This window comes from Pseudomonas sp. D3 (assembly GCF_029320995.1).
Taxonomy (GTDB): Bacteria; Pseudomonadota; Gammaproteobacteria; order Pseudomonadales; family Pseudomonadaceae; genus Aquipseudomonas; species Aquipseudomonas paraveronii.
Genome location: NZ_CP119772.1, coordinates 3,496,183 through 3,513,286 on the forward strand (window position 1 = coordinate 3,496,183; position 17,104 = coordinate 3,513,286).

Consider the following 17,104-nt stretch of genomic DNA (forward strand, 5'->3'; position numbering starts at 1 on the left):
AAACGTCATGCGCATGGGTGCCTCCTTGAGACTTCATGGCATCGCCGGTTTCAGTCAACGCAGGGTGATGGCTTGACGATCATCAAACTGCAGGAGGTGCGGTTCAGCACGCTCTCGGCGGTGCTGCCAATCAGCCGGTCAAGCCTGTCGCGATAGACCGTGCCAAGCACCACCACATCGAAAGCATTGCGCCGGGCGAACTGGCTGATCACTTTGTGGGGAATCCCGGTCAGCACATGTTGGTGTTTCTGCTCGACGCTATAGCGTTCGGCGAGTGCGTCGAAGGCTTCCGCCTGTGCGTCGTTGATCGCGTCGCCCAAACTACTCTCCAGGCTCTGGGTTGGCACACTCGTGGTGGTATCGCCCACCACCGACCAGTTGCTGACATTCAGCAGGTGCAGTTGCGCATCGCAGGCGAGTGCCAATGTCGACGCCAGTTCGAGGACGCGCTCGTTCAGCCCGTATGTCAGCTCTTCAAGATGCGACAAGTCGATGGCCGCGAGGACTTTCAACGGTTTCGGATGCCTGGCGTCGGTGACCAGGTGCAGGCAGGCCGGACAATCGCGCAACAACAGCCAATCCAAGGGTTGATGGAAGGTCCGGTCAAGCGCCGACACATGCTCGACGTCCTTGATCACCAGGTCGGCATGAAACGCGTTCACATACGCCAGCACCTGCGCCAGGCTGGGTTTGGCCCACACCACTTCACAGCTGACCTGCAACCCCGCGCGCCGTTGAAAGCGCACTTGCTGCTCCAGCCAGTGGCGATGGACCTGCAGGTAGCCCTCCCTGGCCTGGGCCATCGCGTCATGGTCAAACAACCCCGCCATCGCCAGCGACGTGACGTAGTCAAACGCCACAATGTGCAACAACGCACCGGCGGCCCTGGCCAGTGCCTGGGCCCGGTCAAAGGCCGGGGTGCGCGTCATCTCGGAGGGTGCAATCAATAAAATACGTTTGAGTGGCAGCATTAGATACCTCGGCCTGAGCGCGTGTAACCGCCTGACTGCACCCGACTTCCTTGCGAGCAGAGTGGCACCCTGCTTTGTGACTGAAAAGCATCGGTCGAGTATCTGACGCCACGAAGCGTGCGATCTGATCTTTGTCAACTAATGGCCGGCTTTCACTCAATCAGCGAATCACTCAGGCCTTGTTGATATAGCTCAATAATTTTTCGCGGTTCGGGCGTAGAAACCAGTAAGCGGCCAGGTAAGGCCCCCTAAGCCACGCACTCGACTGAGGACACCCACATGAGCGACTTGAGTTTGCGCAAAGCCATTATGGAAGAGCTTGAATTCCAACCGCAGATCGATGCAGCCAGCATCGGTGTTGCCGTGGAAAACGGCGTTGTCACGCTCACCGGACATGTCAGTAGCTACGTGCAGAAAATCAGCGCCGAGCGTGCGGTAAAAGGCGTCAAAGGTGTGCGCGCCGTGGCGGAGGAGATTCAGGTCAGGCTGCACAAAGGCGCCGGCACGGCGGACGACACCATTGCCGCCCGCGCCCTGAGCATCATCAACTGGAGTGCTGACGTGCCTGCGAATGCCGTAAAAGTCATCGTTCAGAACGGCTGGATAACCCTTGAAGGCGAAGTCGACTGGCAGTACCAGAAGGAAGCCGTAGAGAAGGCCGTGCGCAAGTTGTCCGGCGTACTCGGGGTGGATAATCGGCTGACCCTGAGCCCCCGGGTGGACATCGTCGATATCCGCAAGCACATCGAAGATGCGCTCAAACGCAACGCTGAAGTGGACGCCAAGGATATTCACGTCAGGGTCGACGGTGACGTTGTCAGGCTCGACGGCAAGGTTCACCTATGGAGTGAGCGCAAAATCGTGGAACGGGCAGCCTGGTCGGTGCCGGGTGTCATGCGGGTGGAGGATCACCTGTTGCTCGCCTGAAATGATGAATGTCCCAGGGAGCCCACCGGGGCATATGCGTTGCGGGCCTTCTTTTTGAGTCAATGTTATGAAAAAGAACCATCAGTGGAACCTGTCTTACTTTCTGACCGCGTTTGTCGTGTTCACCGTTGTGCAGTTTCTGTGGACGGAACACCGCACGGTGCAAAGCATCCCGTACAGTCAGTTTCTGCAACTGTTGAACGATCAAAAGGTCAGCGACTTGCAGGTCGAGAAAGACCAGATCAGCGGCAAGCTGAAAGTGCCGATCGACGGCCACAACCTGTTTACAACGGTGCGGATCGATCCGGTGTTAGCCACGAACCTGGCCCAGTCGGGCGCCAGCTTCACCGGGGTCAATGACAATACGTTTTTGAGCGGTCTACTGGGTTGGCTACTGCCCTTTATCCTGATCATGGTGGTCTGGCACTTTGTGTTTCGCGGCGTCGCGCAAAAACAGGGCTTGGGTGGGCTGATGAACATCGGCAAGTCCCGGGCCAAGGTGTTTGTTCAACGGGACACGGGGATCACTTTTGCGGATGTCGCGGGCATCGATGACGCCAAGGCCGAACTGGTGGAGATCGTCTCGTTCCTCAAGGACAAGGCCAAGTACTCGCGCTTGGGCGCGCATATTCCTAAAGGCACGCTGCTGGTGGGCCCGCCGGGCACCGGCAAGACCCTGGTGGCCAAAGCCATCGCCGGCGAAGCCGGGGTGCCGTTTTTTTCGATCTCGGGCTCGGAATTCGTCGAGATGTTCGTCGGCGTCGGCGCCGCGCGGGTCCACGACCTGTTCGAACAGGCGCGCGCGGCCGCGCCGTGCATCATTTTCATCGATGAACTGGATGCGCTGGGCAAAATGCGTGGCGTCGGCGTAATGGGGGGCAATGACGAAAAGGAACAGACACTCAACCAGCTCCTGGCCGAACTGGACGGCTTCGACCCCCGCGAGGGCGTGGTGCTGCTGGCCGCGACCAATCGCCCGGAAGTGCTCGACCCGGCGCTGCTGCGCGCGGGTCGGATCGACCGCCAGGTGTTGATCGATCGGCCTGACCGCAAGGGGCGGCAGGCGATCCTCAAGGTTCACCTGCAAAAAATCACCGTGAACGCGGCCCTCGACAGCGAGCGCATTGCCGACATCACCACCGGTTTCACCGGCGCCGACCTGGCGAATCTGGTCAACGAAGCGGCGATTGTCGCCACTCGCCGTGGCGCCGACACAGTCGGCCTGGACGATTTCACCGCTGCCGTGGAACGCCTGATCGCGGGCGTCGAACGCAAGAGCAGCGTGCTGCGTCCCGAAGAACGCCAGGTGGTGGCGTACCACGAGATGGGCCATGCGCTGGCGGCGAGTCACCTGCCGGCCATGGACCCGGTACACAAGGTGTCCATCGTGCCGCGCGCCATTGGCTCCCTCGGCTACACACTGCAGCGCCCGACAGAAGACCACTTTCTGATCAGTTGCCAGATGCTCAAGGACCGCATCGTCGTGCTGATGGCCGGCCGCGCCGCCGAGTTTCTGATGTATGGGCAGATCTCCACCGGGGCCGCCGATGACCTGGCCCGCGCAACCGATATCGCCCGGCAGTTGATTACCCGCTTCGGCATGAGCGCCGAACTGGGGCAGTCAGTGCTGGAGCGACAAAGCATGACCTACCTGGGTGAGCAGATGCAGAGCACGGGGCAAAAAGATTATTCGCAACAGACGGCCAGAGAAGTCGACCTGTGTATACGCGCCCTGCTCGACGAGGCCTACGCACGCGCCAAAACCCTACTCCAGGCGCATCGCGCCGACCTCGAGGCCGGCGCGCGTCTATTGATGGAAAAGGAAAGCCTGACGCCAGAGGACTTCCCCGCGCTGTTGCCAATGAAACCCGTACCGGTCGCCGCAGGTTGAGCGTCGCCCTGAAACCACCCACTGAGGATCGCCATGCTGGCCGTCACGCTGATTAATACGCTGGTGGTCATCATCGCCGTGATCATTCATTACGAATTCCTGTTGCGCCTGAACGACTTGCTACCGCGCTTCAAGGTCAGGAGCCGTTTAAGGATGATGATTGGCGTATTCGGCGCCCTGCTGGCTCACGCGATCGAAGTCTGGTGCTTCGCCTTGACCTACTACCTGATGATCCGCGACGGCGAATGGGGCAGCCTGTCAGGCAACTTCGATGGTTCGTTCATGGACTGCGTGTACTTTTCGTTCACGACCTACACCACCATCGGTTTCGGTGACATCTCCCCCATCGGCAACCTCAAGTTCCTGACCGGCGTGCAAGCGCTGACCGGTCTGGTGCTGATCAGCTGGACGGCGTCGTTTCTGTTTATCGAAATGCAGAAATACTGGAAGAACAAGTAACGCCGTCCATCAGCCCCTAGGTGGCCGGTGTCCATTGCCAGTTAAGTACCTCGGGCAGGTCTTCACCATGTTCGATCAGGTACAGCTTGTGTTTCTCCATCATCGACCAGTACCGCGCCTGTGCAATGTGGCGCTGTTCGCACAGCCGAGGGACACGCTCGATGACGTCCAATGCCAAGCGGTAGCGATCCAGGTTGTTGATCACCGCCATATCGAACGGGGTGGTGGTGGCGCCCTCCTCCATGAAGCCACGCACATGGAAATTGTCATGATTGGTGCGTTTGTACAGCAGCCGATGCACCAGTGCAGGGTAACCGTGGAAGGCAAAAATCACCGGTTTGTCGGTGGTGAACAACCCATCGAAGGCCGCATCCGCCAGCCCATGGGGATGCTGCGATGACGACTGCAGCACCATCAGGTCCACCACGTTGATCACCCTGACCCGTAGATCCGGTACGTACTCGCGCAGCAACGTCACGGCGGCCAGGGTTTCCAGGGTCGGCACGTCGCCGGCACAGGCCATGACCACGTCCGGGTCCTGATCATCACGGCAGGCCCAGTCCCAGCGGCCGATGCCCGCCAGGCAATGCTGCACGGCCGCGTCGATATTCAGCCACTGCCACTCCGGCTGCTTGCCCACCACGATGACATTGATGTAATTGCGGCTGCGCAGGCAGTGATCCGCCACCGACAGCAGGCAGTTGGCGTCCGGCGGCAGGTAGATACGCGCCACGTCGGACTTCTTGTTCGCCACCAGGTCGATGAAGCCTGGGTCTTGATGAGAGAACCCGTTGTGGTCCTGGCGCCAGACATGGGACGTCAGCAGCAGGTTGAGCGAAGCCACCGGCTTGCGCCAGGGTACGCTGGCGGCGGTTTTCAACCATTTGGCATGCTGGTTGACCATCGAATCGACGATATGGATGAACGCTTCATAACACGACAGCAGGCCATGGCGCCCGGTGAGCAGATAGCCTTCAAGCCAGCCCTCACAGACGTGCTCGCTGAGGATCTCCATGACCCGACCATCCGCGGCCAGGTTCAGGTCGTCGGCCTCCAATGGGTCCATCCACGCCTTGGCGGTGACCTCATACACCGCGTCCAGGCGATTGGAGGCGGTTTCATCCGGGCCGAACAGGCGGAAGTTGCTGGCGCCCCGCGCGTTTTTCATCACGTCGCGCAAAAAACTCCCCAGTGCCCGAGTCGCCTCGGCGCGCTGGCAACCAGGGGCCGGCAGTGCTACCGCGTAGTCGGCAAAGCGTGGCAAGTCGAGCATGCGCAATAACAGCCCGCCATTGGCGTGGGGGTTGGCGCTCATGCGGCGGTGCCCGGTGGGCGCCAGCGCAGCGATTTCCGGGAGCAAGGCGCCGTCGGCATCGAACAGTTCGTCGGGGCGGTAGCTGTTCAGCCATTCCTCCAACTGCTGCACATGCCCCGGCGCCTGAAAGTTCGCCAGCGGCACTTGATGGGCGCGCCAGGTGCCTTCGACCCGACAGCCATCGACAAACTTTGGCCCGGTCCAGCCTTTGGGCGTGCGCAATACCAGCACCGGCCACAACTGGCGCTCCGGCGCCTCGGAGCGCCGGGGCTGGCGCGCCGCCTGCTGAATCTCGCGAATTTTCAGCAGCATGGTGTGAAGGGTACGGGCAAGCGCCTGATGCACCTGCGCCGGGTCATCGCCTTCGACGAAGTACGGATCGTAGCCATACCCATACAACAGGGCTGACAGCTCATCTTCGCTGATCCTGGAGAGCACCGTGGGGTTGGCGATCTTGTAGCCGTTGAGGTGCAGGATCGGCAGCACCGCCCCGTCGCGCGCGGGGTTGATGAATTTATTGGAGTGCCAGCTGGCGGCCAGCGGGCCGGTTTCGGCTTCGCCGTCGCCGATCACGCAGGCGACGATCAGGTCCGGGTTATCGAATACCGCGCCATAGGCGTGGGCCAGGCAGTAACCCAGTTCGCCGCCTTCATGGATCGACCCTGGGATCTGGGCCGAGACGTGGCTGGAAATCCCGTAGGGCCAGGAAAACTGCCGAAACAGCCGCAATAGGCCATTGGTATTGCGCTCCACCGAGGGATAACACTCGGTGTAGGTGCCTTCCAGGTAAGTCTGCGCGACCACCGCCGGGCCGCCGTGACCGGGGCCGGCGACGAAGAGCATGTTCAAGTCGTACTGGTTGATCAGCCGATTGAGGTGCGTATAGAGCAGATTAAGCCCCGGCGTCGTGCCCCAATGCCCCAACAAGCGCGGCTTGATGTGCGCCAGGGTCAGGGGTGCCTGTAACAACGGGTTGCTCTTGAGGTAGATCTGCCCGACCGCCAGGTAATTGGACGCCCGCCAATACGCATCCAACCCGTCCAGCGCCTCTGCACTCAAAAAATCGCTCATACGTCCCTCCGCCAAGGTTCGACCAGTGGATTATCCTTCGTCGATTCTGGGTGCCTCAAATGCGCGAGGCTTGATGTACATCAAGTCTTCAGGCCGACGCTTAAGCTCAATTAGAACGCTGGGTCAGGGATACCGCGCGAAGGTGCGGGAGGCGCATGTTCTTCGTTCGTCTATTACTCGCTCGGCCGCAACGTCACGAGCCTGGGCCTGAAACCGTCGGTCGACCTGGCATCACCGCTCGAACACCTGGAGATTTGTTATGCGTGCGATGGTTCTGCACACCCCCGGCCAGCCGCTGCAACTTGAGGAGCGCCCGGTCCCGACACCCGGCGCCGGGCAGCTGTTGATCAAAGTCCTGGCCTGTGGCGTGTGCCGCACCGACCTGCACCTGGTGGACGGTGAGTTGCCGCAAGCGCAACTGCCACGGGTGCCGGGCCATGAAATCGTCGGTGAAGTGACGGCCGTGGGCGCCGCTGTCGACGCCCATTGGATCGGCCGCCGCGTGGGGGTGCCGTGGCTCGGCTGGACCTGCGGCGAGTGCGCTTTCTGTCGATCAGGCCGGGAAAACCTCTGCGACCGGGCGCAGTTCACCGGGTGCAATCTGGACGGCGGCTACGCTGAATACACGGTGGCGGACGCACGCTTTTGCCTGCCGATTCCCGACAGGCTGTCAGACGTTCAAGCCGCGCCCCTGCTGTGTGCCGGCCTGATCGGTTTTCGCGCCTTGCAAATGGCCGCAGACGCTCCCCACCTGGGGCTTTACGGCTTCGGTGCGGCCGCCCATCTGGCGATTCAGGTCGCACTGGGCCGGGGCCAACAGGTGTACGCGTTCACCCGCCCGGGTGACATCGAAGGCCAGGCCTATGCGCGCTCATTGGGCGCCGTGTGGGCCGGGCCTTCGGACCAGCCGCCCCCGCACCTGCTGGATGCCAGCCTGATATTCGCCCCCGTCGGAGCGCTTGTACCGCTGGCGCTGGCTGCGACCGTCAAGGGCGGTTGTGTGATTTGCGCGGGTATTCACATGAGCGACATTCCGGCCTTCCCCTACCGCTTGCTATGGGGCGAGCGCAGCGTGCGTTCAGTCGCTAACTTGACGCGGCAGGACGGTACGGCGTTTTTTCAAACCTTGCAGCAGACGCCTGTCCACTGCGACGTCACCCGCTTCGCCCTGGAGGATGCGAATCAGGCGTTGGCATACCTACGCACAGGGCAATTTAACGGTGCAATCGTGCTGACCCCGTAGCCTGCCCGGGCTCAACGCGAGGGGTTGTCAGCTGCGCGTCGGCTTAATCGCCCACAGGCTGCACGGCGCGTGGTGCAGCAGACTTTCAGCGGTAGTGCCCAACAGCTTGTTCAAGCCCCAGTGCTGCACGGTGCCCATGACCATGATGTCGCTCTGGTGATCGCGGGCGAAGTCGCAAATATTGAAGAGCGGCGTGCCCTCAATAAAGTGCCGATGTTCGACGGGAATTCCCTGGCGCTCCGCCAGCGCGGCAAATGCCTCATGCTGGGCTTCATTCAGCGCCTCATAGAGCCCGGCGGCCAGGGGCACCGCGCCGAAGCCCATGTCTTTGGCATACACAGCAGCCCAGTCGTACACATGCAGCAACTCGAGCTGTGCCTGGCATTGCTCAGCCAGCTTGACCGCCGCTTCGACAATCTGGTCGTTGAAGATCTGGTCCTGGTCCTCACTGCGCAACACATCGACAATCGCCAGCACCTTGCGTGGCAGCGGGTGGCGCGCGTCGGTGACCAGATGCACCGGCACCGGGCAGTCGCGCAGCAGTTGCCAATCCAGCGGCGTGAAGAACACCCGTTTCAAGGCGGGCTCTTCCTCGGCATCCTTGATGATCAGGGCCAGCGACATCTCGTTGACGAAATGCAGGATTTCCTCATAAGGATGATGCACCCACACCACCTCGCTGGTGACCTCGACCCCGTGCTGGCGCATCACGTCGGCCTGCTCGGTGAGCCAGTGGCGATGAGTGTCCAGGTACGCTTCCCGCGCCCGGTTGATCTGTTCGGGCGCGAACAGCCCGGCGATCGCCAGGGCCTGCAAATAGTCGAACGCCACGATATGCAGCGGCAGCTGCATCGCGCGCGCCAGGGCGGCGGCACGATCGAACGCCGGTGTACGGGTCATGGACGAAGGGGCAATCAACAGTAAACGCTGAGTCTGCAACATGGGGCACCTCGGCACGCGGCCAACTGATTCGGTGGATAGGTCTTCAGATTGAGCGTTCCGGGTCGGCGGCTACTTGATCTTTATCAGTGGAGGCCGCAAAAGTTGATTTTCATCAACCTTCAAGCCAGGGCCACCGCCCAAGACGCCCGCCCCACAGTATGTGCCGTGGGCATACCCCATTCTGAAACGTCATAATCCTGGGTTTGGCGGCGTGGTAATCTCCTACGACTATGAATAGGCATTGATCATCAGTCGACAATCGCCAGAACCAGGAAAGATCATGCCAAAAGTGTCCCACTCAGCTCTGCGTCGTAATTTCCGTGAATTGCTTGCTGCGCCACTGTGCGTTGAGACAGCCTCTGTGTTCGACCCGATGTCTGCGCGTATCGCCGCTGACTTGGGTTTCGAGGTCGGCATCCTGGGGGGCTCGGTCGCTTCGCTGCAGGTACTGGCGGCACCCGATTTTGCGTTGATCACCTTGAGTGAGTTCGTTGAACAGGCCACCCGGATCGGCCGCGTCGCGCAGTTGCCGTTTATTGCGGATGCCGACCACGGCTATGGCAATGCCCTGAATGTCATGCGCACCGTCGAGGAGCTTGAGCGCGCTGGCGTGGCGGCCCTGACGATTGAAGACACCCTGCTGCCGGCACAATTCGGGCGTAAATCGACCGATCTGATCTCCATCGAGGAAGGCATCGGCAAGGTCAGGGCAGCCCTTGAGGCGCGCGTCGACCCCGAACTGTCGATCATCGCCCGGACTAACGCAGCGGTGTTGCCGACCGAGGCCGTGATCGAACGCACCCTGGCCTATGAAAAAGCCGGCGCCGATGGGATCTGCATGGTCGGTATCAGCGACTTCGAGCACCTTGAGCAGATTGCCGAAAAACTCACGGTGCCCTTGATGCTGGTGACCTACGGCAATCCGAAGCTCAATGACAGCCAGCGCCTGGCAAGCCTGGGCGTGCGCATCGTGGTCGCCGGCCATGGCGCCTACTTCGCGGCGATCAAGGCCACCTACGACAGCCTTCGCGCCCAGCGCCAGCTCACCCACAGCACCTCGAACCTCAGTGCCACCGAGCTTACCCATACCTACACCCTGCCAGAGAGCTACGTGGCCTGGGCCAAAGAGTTCATGGATGTAGACGAGTGAGACTGACCCAGGGCGCGCGCCTAGCCGACCCAGCCGACAGCGGCTTTCGGAACGACCTCCGACTCATCCAGCTTTGATGCAAACATGCTCACCGCTTGCACCGCATCGCTGGTGCTGGTGCGGATTTGCAGGATCACCGAACCCGCCTGGTCGGCCAGGCTGACACCCCGTTGCGCGCCTTCCTGGGTCGCGTTCATGCTGGCTACCGCGTCACGGGTTTCCGACAGAATCAAGCCGATCATCTCGGCAATCTCTGCGGTGGAACGGCTGGTGCGCCCCGCCAGTTGCCTGACCTCATCGGCCACCACGGCAAAACCACGGCCCTGATCGCCCGCGCGCGCCGCCTCGATAGCAGCGTTGAGCGCCAGCAGGTTGGTCTGGTCGGCGATACCGCGAATGGTATTGACGATGGCGGTGATCTGCTCGGAGCGATCGCCCAACTGCCCCACCAGCCGTGCGGAGGCGCCGATGCTATCGGCAATCCGGCGCATTTCACTGGCGGTTTCGTGGATCACCTGGGTGCCGTGCTCAGCGAATCGCTCGGTTTCCGAGGAAATATGGTAAGCGCGGGAGGCTCCGCGTGAATCCTCCTCGAACTTCTCGACACGCTCGCTGATGTCGCTGGCGAACTTGACGATTTTGATCAGCTTGCCGTCGCCGTCATACACCGGGTTGTAACTCGCCTCCAACCACACCACGCGGCCGTGCTTGCCGACGCGCTTGAATTGCCCGGTGAAGAATTCACCATTGTTCAAGCGGCGCCAGAAGTCAGCGTACTCAGGGCTGTTGACCTGGGTCGGTTCGCAAAACATACGGTGATGTTTGCCTTTGAGCTCCGTCAGTGAATACCCCATGACCGTGAGGAAATTCTCGTTGGCGTCGAGTACTTGCCCGTTCAAGTCAAACTCGATCACGGCCATCGCACGGTCCAACGCGGCCAGCTTGCTGCGGGTCGCCGCCTCCTGTTCGACTTTGCGCGTGACGTCGAGGGCGTACTTGACCACTTTCGAGACCTGGCCGCGCGCATCCAGCACCGGGTTGTAACTGGCCTCCAGCCAGATGATCTTGCCGTGGGCGTCCACGCGTTTGAATGTGCCCGACACGAACTTCCCGGCCCTGAGTTCCTGCCAGAATTCGGCATAGGCAGAGCTGCCGGTCAGCGCCGGCGGGCAAAAATCACGGTGGGTCTTGCCGGCCAATTGAGCCGTGTTGTAACCCAGGGTTTTCATGAAGTTGTCGTTGGCGCGCAACACCTTGCCGTTCAGGTCGAACTCGACGACGGCCATGGAGCGTTCGAGCGCGGCAATCAATCCTTGGTATTCAGTGACTTCGGCCCTCCTGGCCGCCAGTTCTGTTTTTAGTGCCTGATTGAACATGACGTAGCCTCAGCCGTGCGTGGAATCGGGGGGGTTGCTCTCCCGCGCTATCGGCCAATAAATACGTGACTTGATACACGAAAAATAAATATTACTTGACGTCAAATACTCGTCATTCCTCGAGCATTGCAAGGCCAAAGGGTACTGATCCTCGCACCCCCTGTGTTTAAATTGGCGACCCCTTTCCCTGCCAAGAGACCTTCATGGCCAACCACGACCTGTGCTTCACCCCTGACCCGGATGCCGACTCTATTTCCTCCGACGTGATCGGCTTCAACGGCATCCTGGTCTCCACCCAAATCCCGACCCGCAGCGATGGCAGCCTGGAACTGGGCGACATCACGCTGCAAAGCGAATGCACCCTGCAAGCCCTGAAAGTCGCCCTTGAACGCGCCGGCAGTTCCATGGACCGGGTGATGCACCTGACCATCTACCTCACCGACATGGCCGACCGCGCAGCGTTCAACGAGGTCTACACACGCTTCTTCGCCAAGCCGTGGCCGGTGCGCGCCGCCGTTGGCGTGGCGGCCCTGGCGGTGGAAGGCATGCGCGTGGAAGTTACCGCGATGGCCGCCAAAGCCTGAATCCGCAGCAGCCACTGGCCTTGCACCCTGCAGGCCAAGCCCTGCGGTAGGTGCCGGTCAACCGTTTCACGGCTACAATGCGCGCTTCGACCGTGACAAGCCTGACTAAAAAAACTATGTCCTTGCCCAAGCATCACCTGGAATTGCTCAGCCCTGCCCGCGATGTCGCCATCGCGCGCGAGGCCATCCTGCATGGCGCCGACGCCATCTACATCGGCGGCCCAAGCTTCGGTGCCCGCCACAATGCCTGTAACGAGGTGAGCGATATCGCGCAGTTGGTCGAATTCGCCCGGCGCTACCACGCCCGCGTCTTCACCACCCTCAACACCATCCTGCATGACAACGAACTGGAACCCGCGCGCAAGCTGATCCATCAGCTCTACGACGCCGGCGTCGATGCGTTGATCGTGCAAGACCTGGGCGTGATGGAGCTGGATATCCCGCCGATCGAGCTGCACGCCAGTACCCAGACCGACATCCGCACGCTGGGCCGCGCCAAATTTCTCGACCAGGCCGGCTTCTCCCAGCTGGTATTGGCCCGTGAGCTGAACCTGCAGGAAATCCGCGCCATCGCCGATGAGACCGACGCCGCCATCGAGTTCTTCATCCACGGCGCCCTGTGCGTGGCGTTCTCCGGGCAGTGCAATATCTCCCACGCGCAGAACGGCCGCAGCGCCAACCGGGGCGACTGCTCCCAGGCGTGCCGCCTGCCGTACACCTTGAAAGACGATCAAGGCCGCGTCGTCGCCTTTGAAAAGCACCTGCTGTCGATGAAAGACAACAACCAGAGCGCCAACCTGCGTGACCTGGTCGATGCTGGCGTGCGCTCGTTCAAGATCGAAGGTCGCTACAAGGACATGGGCTATGTGAAGAACATCACTGCCTATTACCGCCAGCGCCTGGATGAAATCCTCGAAGACCGCCCGGCCCTCGCCCGCGCCTCCAGCGGCCGGACTGCGCATTTCTTCCTGCCCGACCCGGAAAAAACCTTCCACCGAGGCAGCACCGACTACTTCGTCAGCGACCGCAAGATCGACATCGGCGCCTTCGACACCCCGACCTTCACCGGCCTGCCGGTGGGCGTGGTGGAAAAAGCCGGCAAGCGCGACCTGCAAGTGGTCACCCATGAGCCGCTGTCCAACGGCGACGGCCTGAATGTGCTGGTCAAGCGGGAAGTGGTGGGTTTCCGCGCCAATATCGCCGAGGCCAAGGGCGAGTTCGAGGAAGACGGTGAGAAGCGCTACCGCTACCGCGTCGAGCCCAACGAAATGCCGGCCGGGCTGCATCAGTTGCGGCCGAACCACCCGTTGAACCGCAACCTCGACCACAACTGGCAACAGGCGCTGCTCAAGACCTCTGCCGAGCGCCGTATCGGCCTGTCGTGGGTCGCCCGTCTGCGCGAAGAACGCCTGGAACTGACCGCCACCAGCGAAGAAGGCATCAGCGCCAGCGTCGCCCTCCCCGGCCCGTTCGGCGTGGCCAACAAGCCGGAACAGGCGTTGGACACCCTGCGCGATTTGCTCGGCCAACTGGGCACCACCGAATACCACGCCACCGCCATCGAACTGGATGCGCCGCACGCGTTCTTCATCCCCAACTCGCAGCTCAAGGCCGTGCGCCGCGAAGTGATCGAAGCCCTGACGGCGGCCCGCATCCACGCTCACCCACGCGGTGGGCGCAAGGCGCAAACCAACCCGCCGCCGGTGTACCCGGAGGCGCACCTGTCGTTCCTGGCCAACGTGTATAACCAAAAGGCCCGCGACTTCTACCATCGGCACGGGGTGAAACTGATCGACGCGGCCTTCGAAGCCCACGAAGAAACCGGTGAAGTGCCGGTGATGATCACCAAGCACTGTCTGCGCTTCTCGTTCAACCTTTGCCCCAAACAGGCCAAGGGCGTGACGGGCGTGAAGACCAAGGTCGCGCCGATGCAGTTGATCCATGGCGATGAAGTGCTGACCTTGAAGTTCGACTGCAAGCCTTGCGAAATGCATGTGATCGGCAAGATCAAGGGGCACATCCTGGGTCTGCCGCAGCCAGGCAGTGTGGTCGGCTACATCAGCCCGGACGACCTGCTCAAGACCATCCCGCGCGCGCCGCATTGATCGAACCGCGGGCGCGCTGCAATGGCGCGCTCGCGGTCAATTACTCCACTTGCATCGCGGTCTTTGCGCGCCACCACCAGCCCCTTTGCAAGCCAGCGGCCGCCAACAGGATCGCCGCCACTCCCAGCCATTGCAGCCAGCCCAGGCGATGCCCGAAGGCAATCCAATCGACCAGGATCGCCGCAATCGGGTAGATGAACGACAACGCGCCGGTGATGGCCGTCGGCAGCTTCTGGATCGCCCCATACAGCAACACATACATCAAACCGGTGTGTACCACCCCGAGCGTCAGCAGGGCCGCCCAGGCATTGTGTGCCACCGGCAAACTGTTCCACGGCACCAGGGGCGCCAGTAACAACGCGCCGGTCGTGACCTGGATCAGCGCCATCAAATGCGGCGGTACCGCCTTCAAGCGTTTGATGATCAGCGCGGCAATCGCATACAGAAACGCCGCGCAGAGGGCCAGCGCGATACCGGCCAGGTAATCCCCATCGCCGGTTGGCTGATCGCCATGGGCGCTGACAATCGCCAGCATCCCCAGGAACGCCACGCTCAACCACGCCAGTTTCTGCACGCTGATCTTTTCACCAAGGAACAGCGCCGCCAGCAGCACCAACATGAATGGCTGCACGTTGTACACTGCCGTGCTGATCGCGATGGAGGCGCGGGAATAGGACTCGAACAACAGCAACCAATTGCCGACGATGGCCACGCCGCTGAGCATCGCCAAGCCGAGCCCGGCCCAACTGAGCAAGTCCCGGCGCAGGTAACCCAGCAGTGCGCACACCAGCAATAACGTCAGCGCCCCGATCACGCAGCGCCAGAACACCACTTCGAGCACCGATACGCCCGACACCAAGACAAACCAGCCAATGGTGCCCGAGATCAGCATGGCGGCGACCATTTCCCACGACCCGCGACGGATGGATGTGTCCATGATTGAAACTCCTCAAGTGAGGCTCAATTATGGCAAGCTGACTGACGCAGGCGACAGCGACTAAGAAAGGCCAAACACTCGGATCACCTTTACTTATTAGGCAAATACCATGATCGACACCATCGACCAACAACTGATCGGCGCTTTGATGGACGACTCCCGGCTATCCCTCAAGGCCCTGGCCGGCATCACCGGGCTGTCGTCGCCCAGCGTCGGTGAACGCCTGCGCCGCCTGGAAGAACGCGGCGTGCTGACCCACTACACCGTCGACATCGACCCCAAGCACTTCGGCTACCTGCTGCAAGCCATCGTGCGCATCCGCCCCCTGCCCGGCCAGTTGCAGGAAGTGGAACGGCAGATCCAGGCCATCCCCGAATTCACCGAATGCGACAAAGTCACCGGTGAGGACTGCTTCATCGCACGCCTGCATGTACGCACCATGGACCACCTCGACAGCCTGCTGGATCGGCTCAATGCCTATGCCGAAACCAACACCGCCATCGTCAAGAAAACCCCGGTGAAGCGGCGCCTGCCGCCGCTGACCGACTGAATGTGGGAGGGGGCTTGCCCCCGATAGCGCAGTGTCAGTCACTGCACGAGTGCCTGAACCACTGCTATCGGGAGCAAGCCCCCTCCCACATGAGCCCTGCGCCGGGTCAAGTCAGTCGTGCAGGGCCTTGGCCGCGCCCAGCAGCCCCTGAAACTTGCGATAACGCGCCTCCAGCACCGGCTGTTGCGCCCCATCCGGCACATACCGAGCCTTGACCGGCATGCCCGCCGCGAGCAAATCCGCGCCCTGGCCGATGGCCAGGAACCCCAGCTTCGCCGCGCCGATGCACGCGCTCAGCTCACTGCCGTGCAGCGTGAAGATTTCCCGCTGCAGGATGTTGGCCAGCAACTGCGCCCAATACTCACTGCGCGCGCCGCCGCCCACCAGCGCACAAGTGGTGACGTCGGCGCCGCTCGCTTGCACCGCGCGCAACGCGTCCAGCAGGCCAAAGCCCACGCCTTCCATCACCGCATACCCGAGCATCGCCGGGGTACAGTCGTGGCCCAGGTTCATGAAGCCGCCGCGCAACAAGGGGTCGTTATGCGGCGTGCGTTCGCCGGCCAGGTAAGGCAGGAACAACGGAGTGGACAGCGGCACCGCTTGGCCGATGGGCAACTGGGCCTGGACCTGGTCCAACAGCGCCTGTTCATCCGGCATGCCCGTCAGGCGCGTGACCCAGCGCAAACAACTGGCGCCGGCCAACATCGCGCCCATGGTGTACCAGCGCTCAGGCAGCGCATGGCAGAAGCTATGCACCGCAGTGGCCGGGTTGCCCGCCGCATGGTCGGTGATGGCGACAAGCGCCGCGCTGGTGCCCAGCGTGATGAAACCGTCACCCGCGTTGATCGCGCCGATGCCCACGGCCGCAACCGGGTTATCGCCACCGCCGCCGGCAATCACCACCTCGGCAGACAAACCCAGCTCGCTGGCGGTCAAAACAGCACTCGCCGCACCGCCCTCCACCAGCCTGGGCATCTGCTCCGGTGTCAGGCCGGTGGCCCGCAGCATGGGGCTAAACCACTGACGATTGGCCACGTCCAACCACAGCGTCCCGGCCGCATCGGACATCTCGCTGATGCGCTCCCCACTCAAGCGCAGGCGCAGGTAATCCTTGGGCGACAGCACGCAATCGATGGCCTTGAACACCTCGGGCTCATGCTGTTGCAGCCAGAGCAGTTTCGGCGCGGTCAACCCGGCCATCGGCAAGCTGCCGGTGACGTCGGCGAACCCTGGGCCGAGCTGTGCCGCTTGGGCTACCGCGCGCGAGTCGTCCCACAGAATCGCCGGGTACAACACGCGGTCGTCGTCCCCCAGCAATACCGCGCCGTGCATTTGCCCGGACAGGCCGATGCACGCCACCCGGGCAAACGACTCATGCGCGCGCAACACATCCAGCGCCTGCAAACAGGCTTGCCACCAGTCTTGCGGCGCCTGTTCGGACCAGCCGGTGTGCCGACGCGAGACGCTCAAGCGCACGCCGGCCTGAGCCAGCACGGCGCCGTGGGTGTCCATCAGGATGGCTTTGAGTTCCGAGGTGCCCAGGTCGATGCCGAGGGAAACAGCACTGTTCATCCGCATGTCAT

General features: G+C 61.9%; 14 protein-coding genes. 8 read left to right on the forward strand and 6 right to left on the reverse strand.

The features are described from left to right. Positions 1-50: 50 nt before the first annotated feature. Positions 51-971, reverse strand: coding sequence for a universal stress protein (locus P3S72_RS15875; protein ID WP_276193031.1), 921 nt, complete (start codon positions 969-971; stop codon positions 51-53). A gap of 279 nt (positions 972-1,250) precedes the next feature. On the opposite strand from P3S72_RS15875, the gene P3S72_RS15880 reads away from it, so the two are divergent. From P3S72_RS15880 to P3S72_RS15890, 3 genes are all read left to right on the forward strand, one after another. Beyond that, complete coding sequence (locus tag P3S72_RS15880; protein ID WP_276193032.1) at positions 1,251-1,898, forward strand: BON domain-containing protein; 648 nt, start codon at positions 1,251-1,253, stop codon at positions 1,896-1,898. A 67-nt stretch (positions 1,899-1,965) separates the two neighbouring features. Beyond that, entirely contained in the window at positions 1,966-3,789 is a 1,824-nt protein-coding gene (gene ftsH / locus P3S72_RS15885; protein WP_276193033.1) for an ATP-dependent zinc metalloprotease FtsH, read from the forward strand. A gap of 33 nt (positions 3,790-3,822) precedes the next feature. Then, the gene (locus P3S72_RS15890) at positions 3,823-4,248 is read left to right on the forward strand and encodes a potassium channel family protein (protein ID WP_276193034.1); all 426 of its coding nucleotides are present in this window, start codon (positions 3,823-3,825) and stop codon (positions 4,246-4,248) included. Positions 4,249-4,264: 16 nt separating this feature from the next. Here the strand turns inward: P3S72_RS15890 and P3S72_RS15895 are convergent, their stop codons facing one another. Next, positions 4,265-6,634 carry a phosphoketolase family protein gene (locus P3S72_RS15895; protein WP_276193035.1) on the reverse strand — a complete coding sequence of 790 codons (2,370 nt, stop codon included), beginning with the start codon at positions 6,632-6,634 and terminating at the stop codon, positions 4,265-4,267. A gap of 259 nt (positions 6,635-6,893) precedes the next feature. Between P3S72_RS15895 and P3S72_RS15900 the strand changes: the two genes are divergently transcribed. After that, positions 6,894-7,877: a zinc-dependent alcohol dehydrogenase family protein gene (locus P3S72_RS15900; protein WP_276193036.1), complete on the forward strand. Its 984-nt coding sequence runs from the start codon at positions 6,894-6,896 to the stop codon at positions 7,875-7,877. A gap of 27 nt (positions 7,878-7,904) precedes the next feature. Here P3S72_RS15900 and P3S72_RS15905 read toward each other — a convergent pair whose 3' ends face one another. Further along, positions 7,905-8,819 carry a universal stress protein gene (locus P3S72_RS15905; protein WP_276193037.1) on the reverse strand — a complete coding sequence of 305 codons (915 nt, stop codon included), beginning with the start codon at positions 8,817-8,819 and terminating at the stop codon, positions 7,905-7,907. Between the two features lie 280 nt (positions 8,820-9,099). Here P3S72_RS15905 and P3S72_RS15910 point away from each other — a divergent pair, with 280 nt between their 5' ends. Further along, positions 9,100-9,969, forward strand: a complete 870-nt coding sequence (locus P3S72_RS15910; RefSeq protein WP_276193038.1) for an oxaloacetate decarboxylase — start codon at positions 9,100-9,102, stop codon at positions 9,967-9,969. A 20-nt stretch (positions 9,970-9,989) separates the two neighbouring features. Here the strand turns inward: P3S72_RS15910 and P3S72_RS15915 are convergent, their stop codons facing one another. Beyond that, positions 9,990-11,345 carry a PAS domain-containing methyl-accepting chemotaxis protein gene (locus tag P3S72_RS15915; RefSeq protein ID WP_276193039.1) on the reverse strand — a complete coding sequence of 452 codons (1,356 nt, stop codon included), beginning with the start codon at positions 11,343-11,345 and terminating at the stop codon, positions 9,990-9,992. Positions 11,346-11,548: 203 nt separating this feature from the next. Here P3S72_RS15915 and P3S72_RS15920 point away from each other — a divergent pair, with 203 nt between their 5' ends. Together P3S72_RS15920 and P3S72_RS15925 are read left to right on the forward strand one after the other, a co-directional pair. After that, positions 11,549-11,929: a RidA family protein gene (locus P3S72_RS15920; protein WP_276193040.1), complete on the forward strand. Its 381-nt coding sequence runs from the start codon at positions 11,549-11,551 to the stop codon at positions 11,927-11,929. Between the two features lie 116 nt (positions 11,930-12,045). Then, the gene (locus P3S72_RS15925; RefSeq protein ID WP_276193041.1) at positions 12,046-14,034 is read left to right on the forward strand and encodes a U32 family peptidase; all 1,989 of its coding nucleotides are present in this window, start codon (positions 12,046-12,048) and stop codon (positions 14,032-14,034) included. 40 nt (positions 14,035-14,074) lie between these two features. Here P3S72_RS15925 and P3S72_RS15930 read toward each other — a convergent pair whose 3' ends face one another. Continuing rightward, complete coding sequence (locus tag P3S72_RS15930) at positions 14,075-14,971, reverse strand: DMT family transporter (protein ID WP_276193042.1); 897 nt, start codon at positions 14,969-14,971, stop codon at positions 14,075-14,077. A gap of 109 nt (positions 14,972-15,080) precedes the next feature. Between P3S72_RS15930 and P3S72_RS15935 the strand changes: the two genes are divergently transcribed. Then, a complete protein-coding gene (locus P3S72_RS15935) occupies positions 15,081-15,521 on the forward strand; it encodes an Lrp/AsnC family transcriptional regulator (RefSeq protein WP_193040203.1) in 441 nt (146 codons plus the stop codon). A gap of 111 nt (positions 15,522-15,632) precedes the next feature. On the opposite strand, the gene xylB is transcribed toward P3S72_RS15935, so the two are convergent. After that, complete coding sequence (gene xylB, locus P3S72_RS15940) at positions 15,633-17,093, reverse strand: xylulokinase (RefSeq protein ID WP_276193043.1); 1,461 nt, start codon at positions 17,091-17,093, stop codon at positions 15,633-15,635. Between the last annotated feature and the right edge of the window lie 11 nt (positions 17,094-17,104).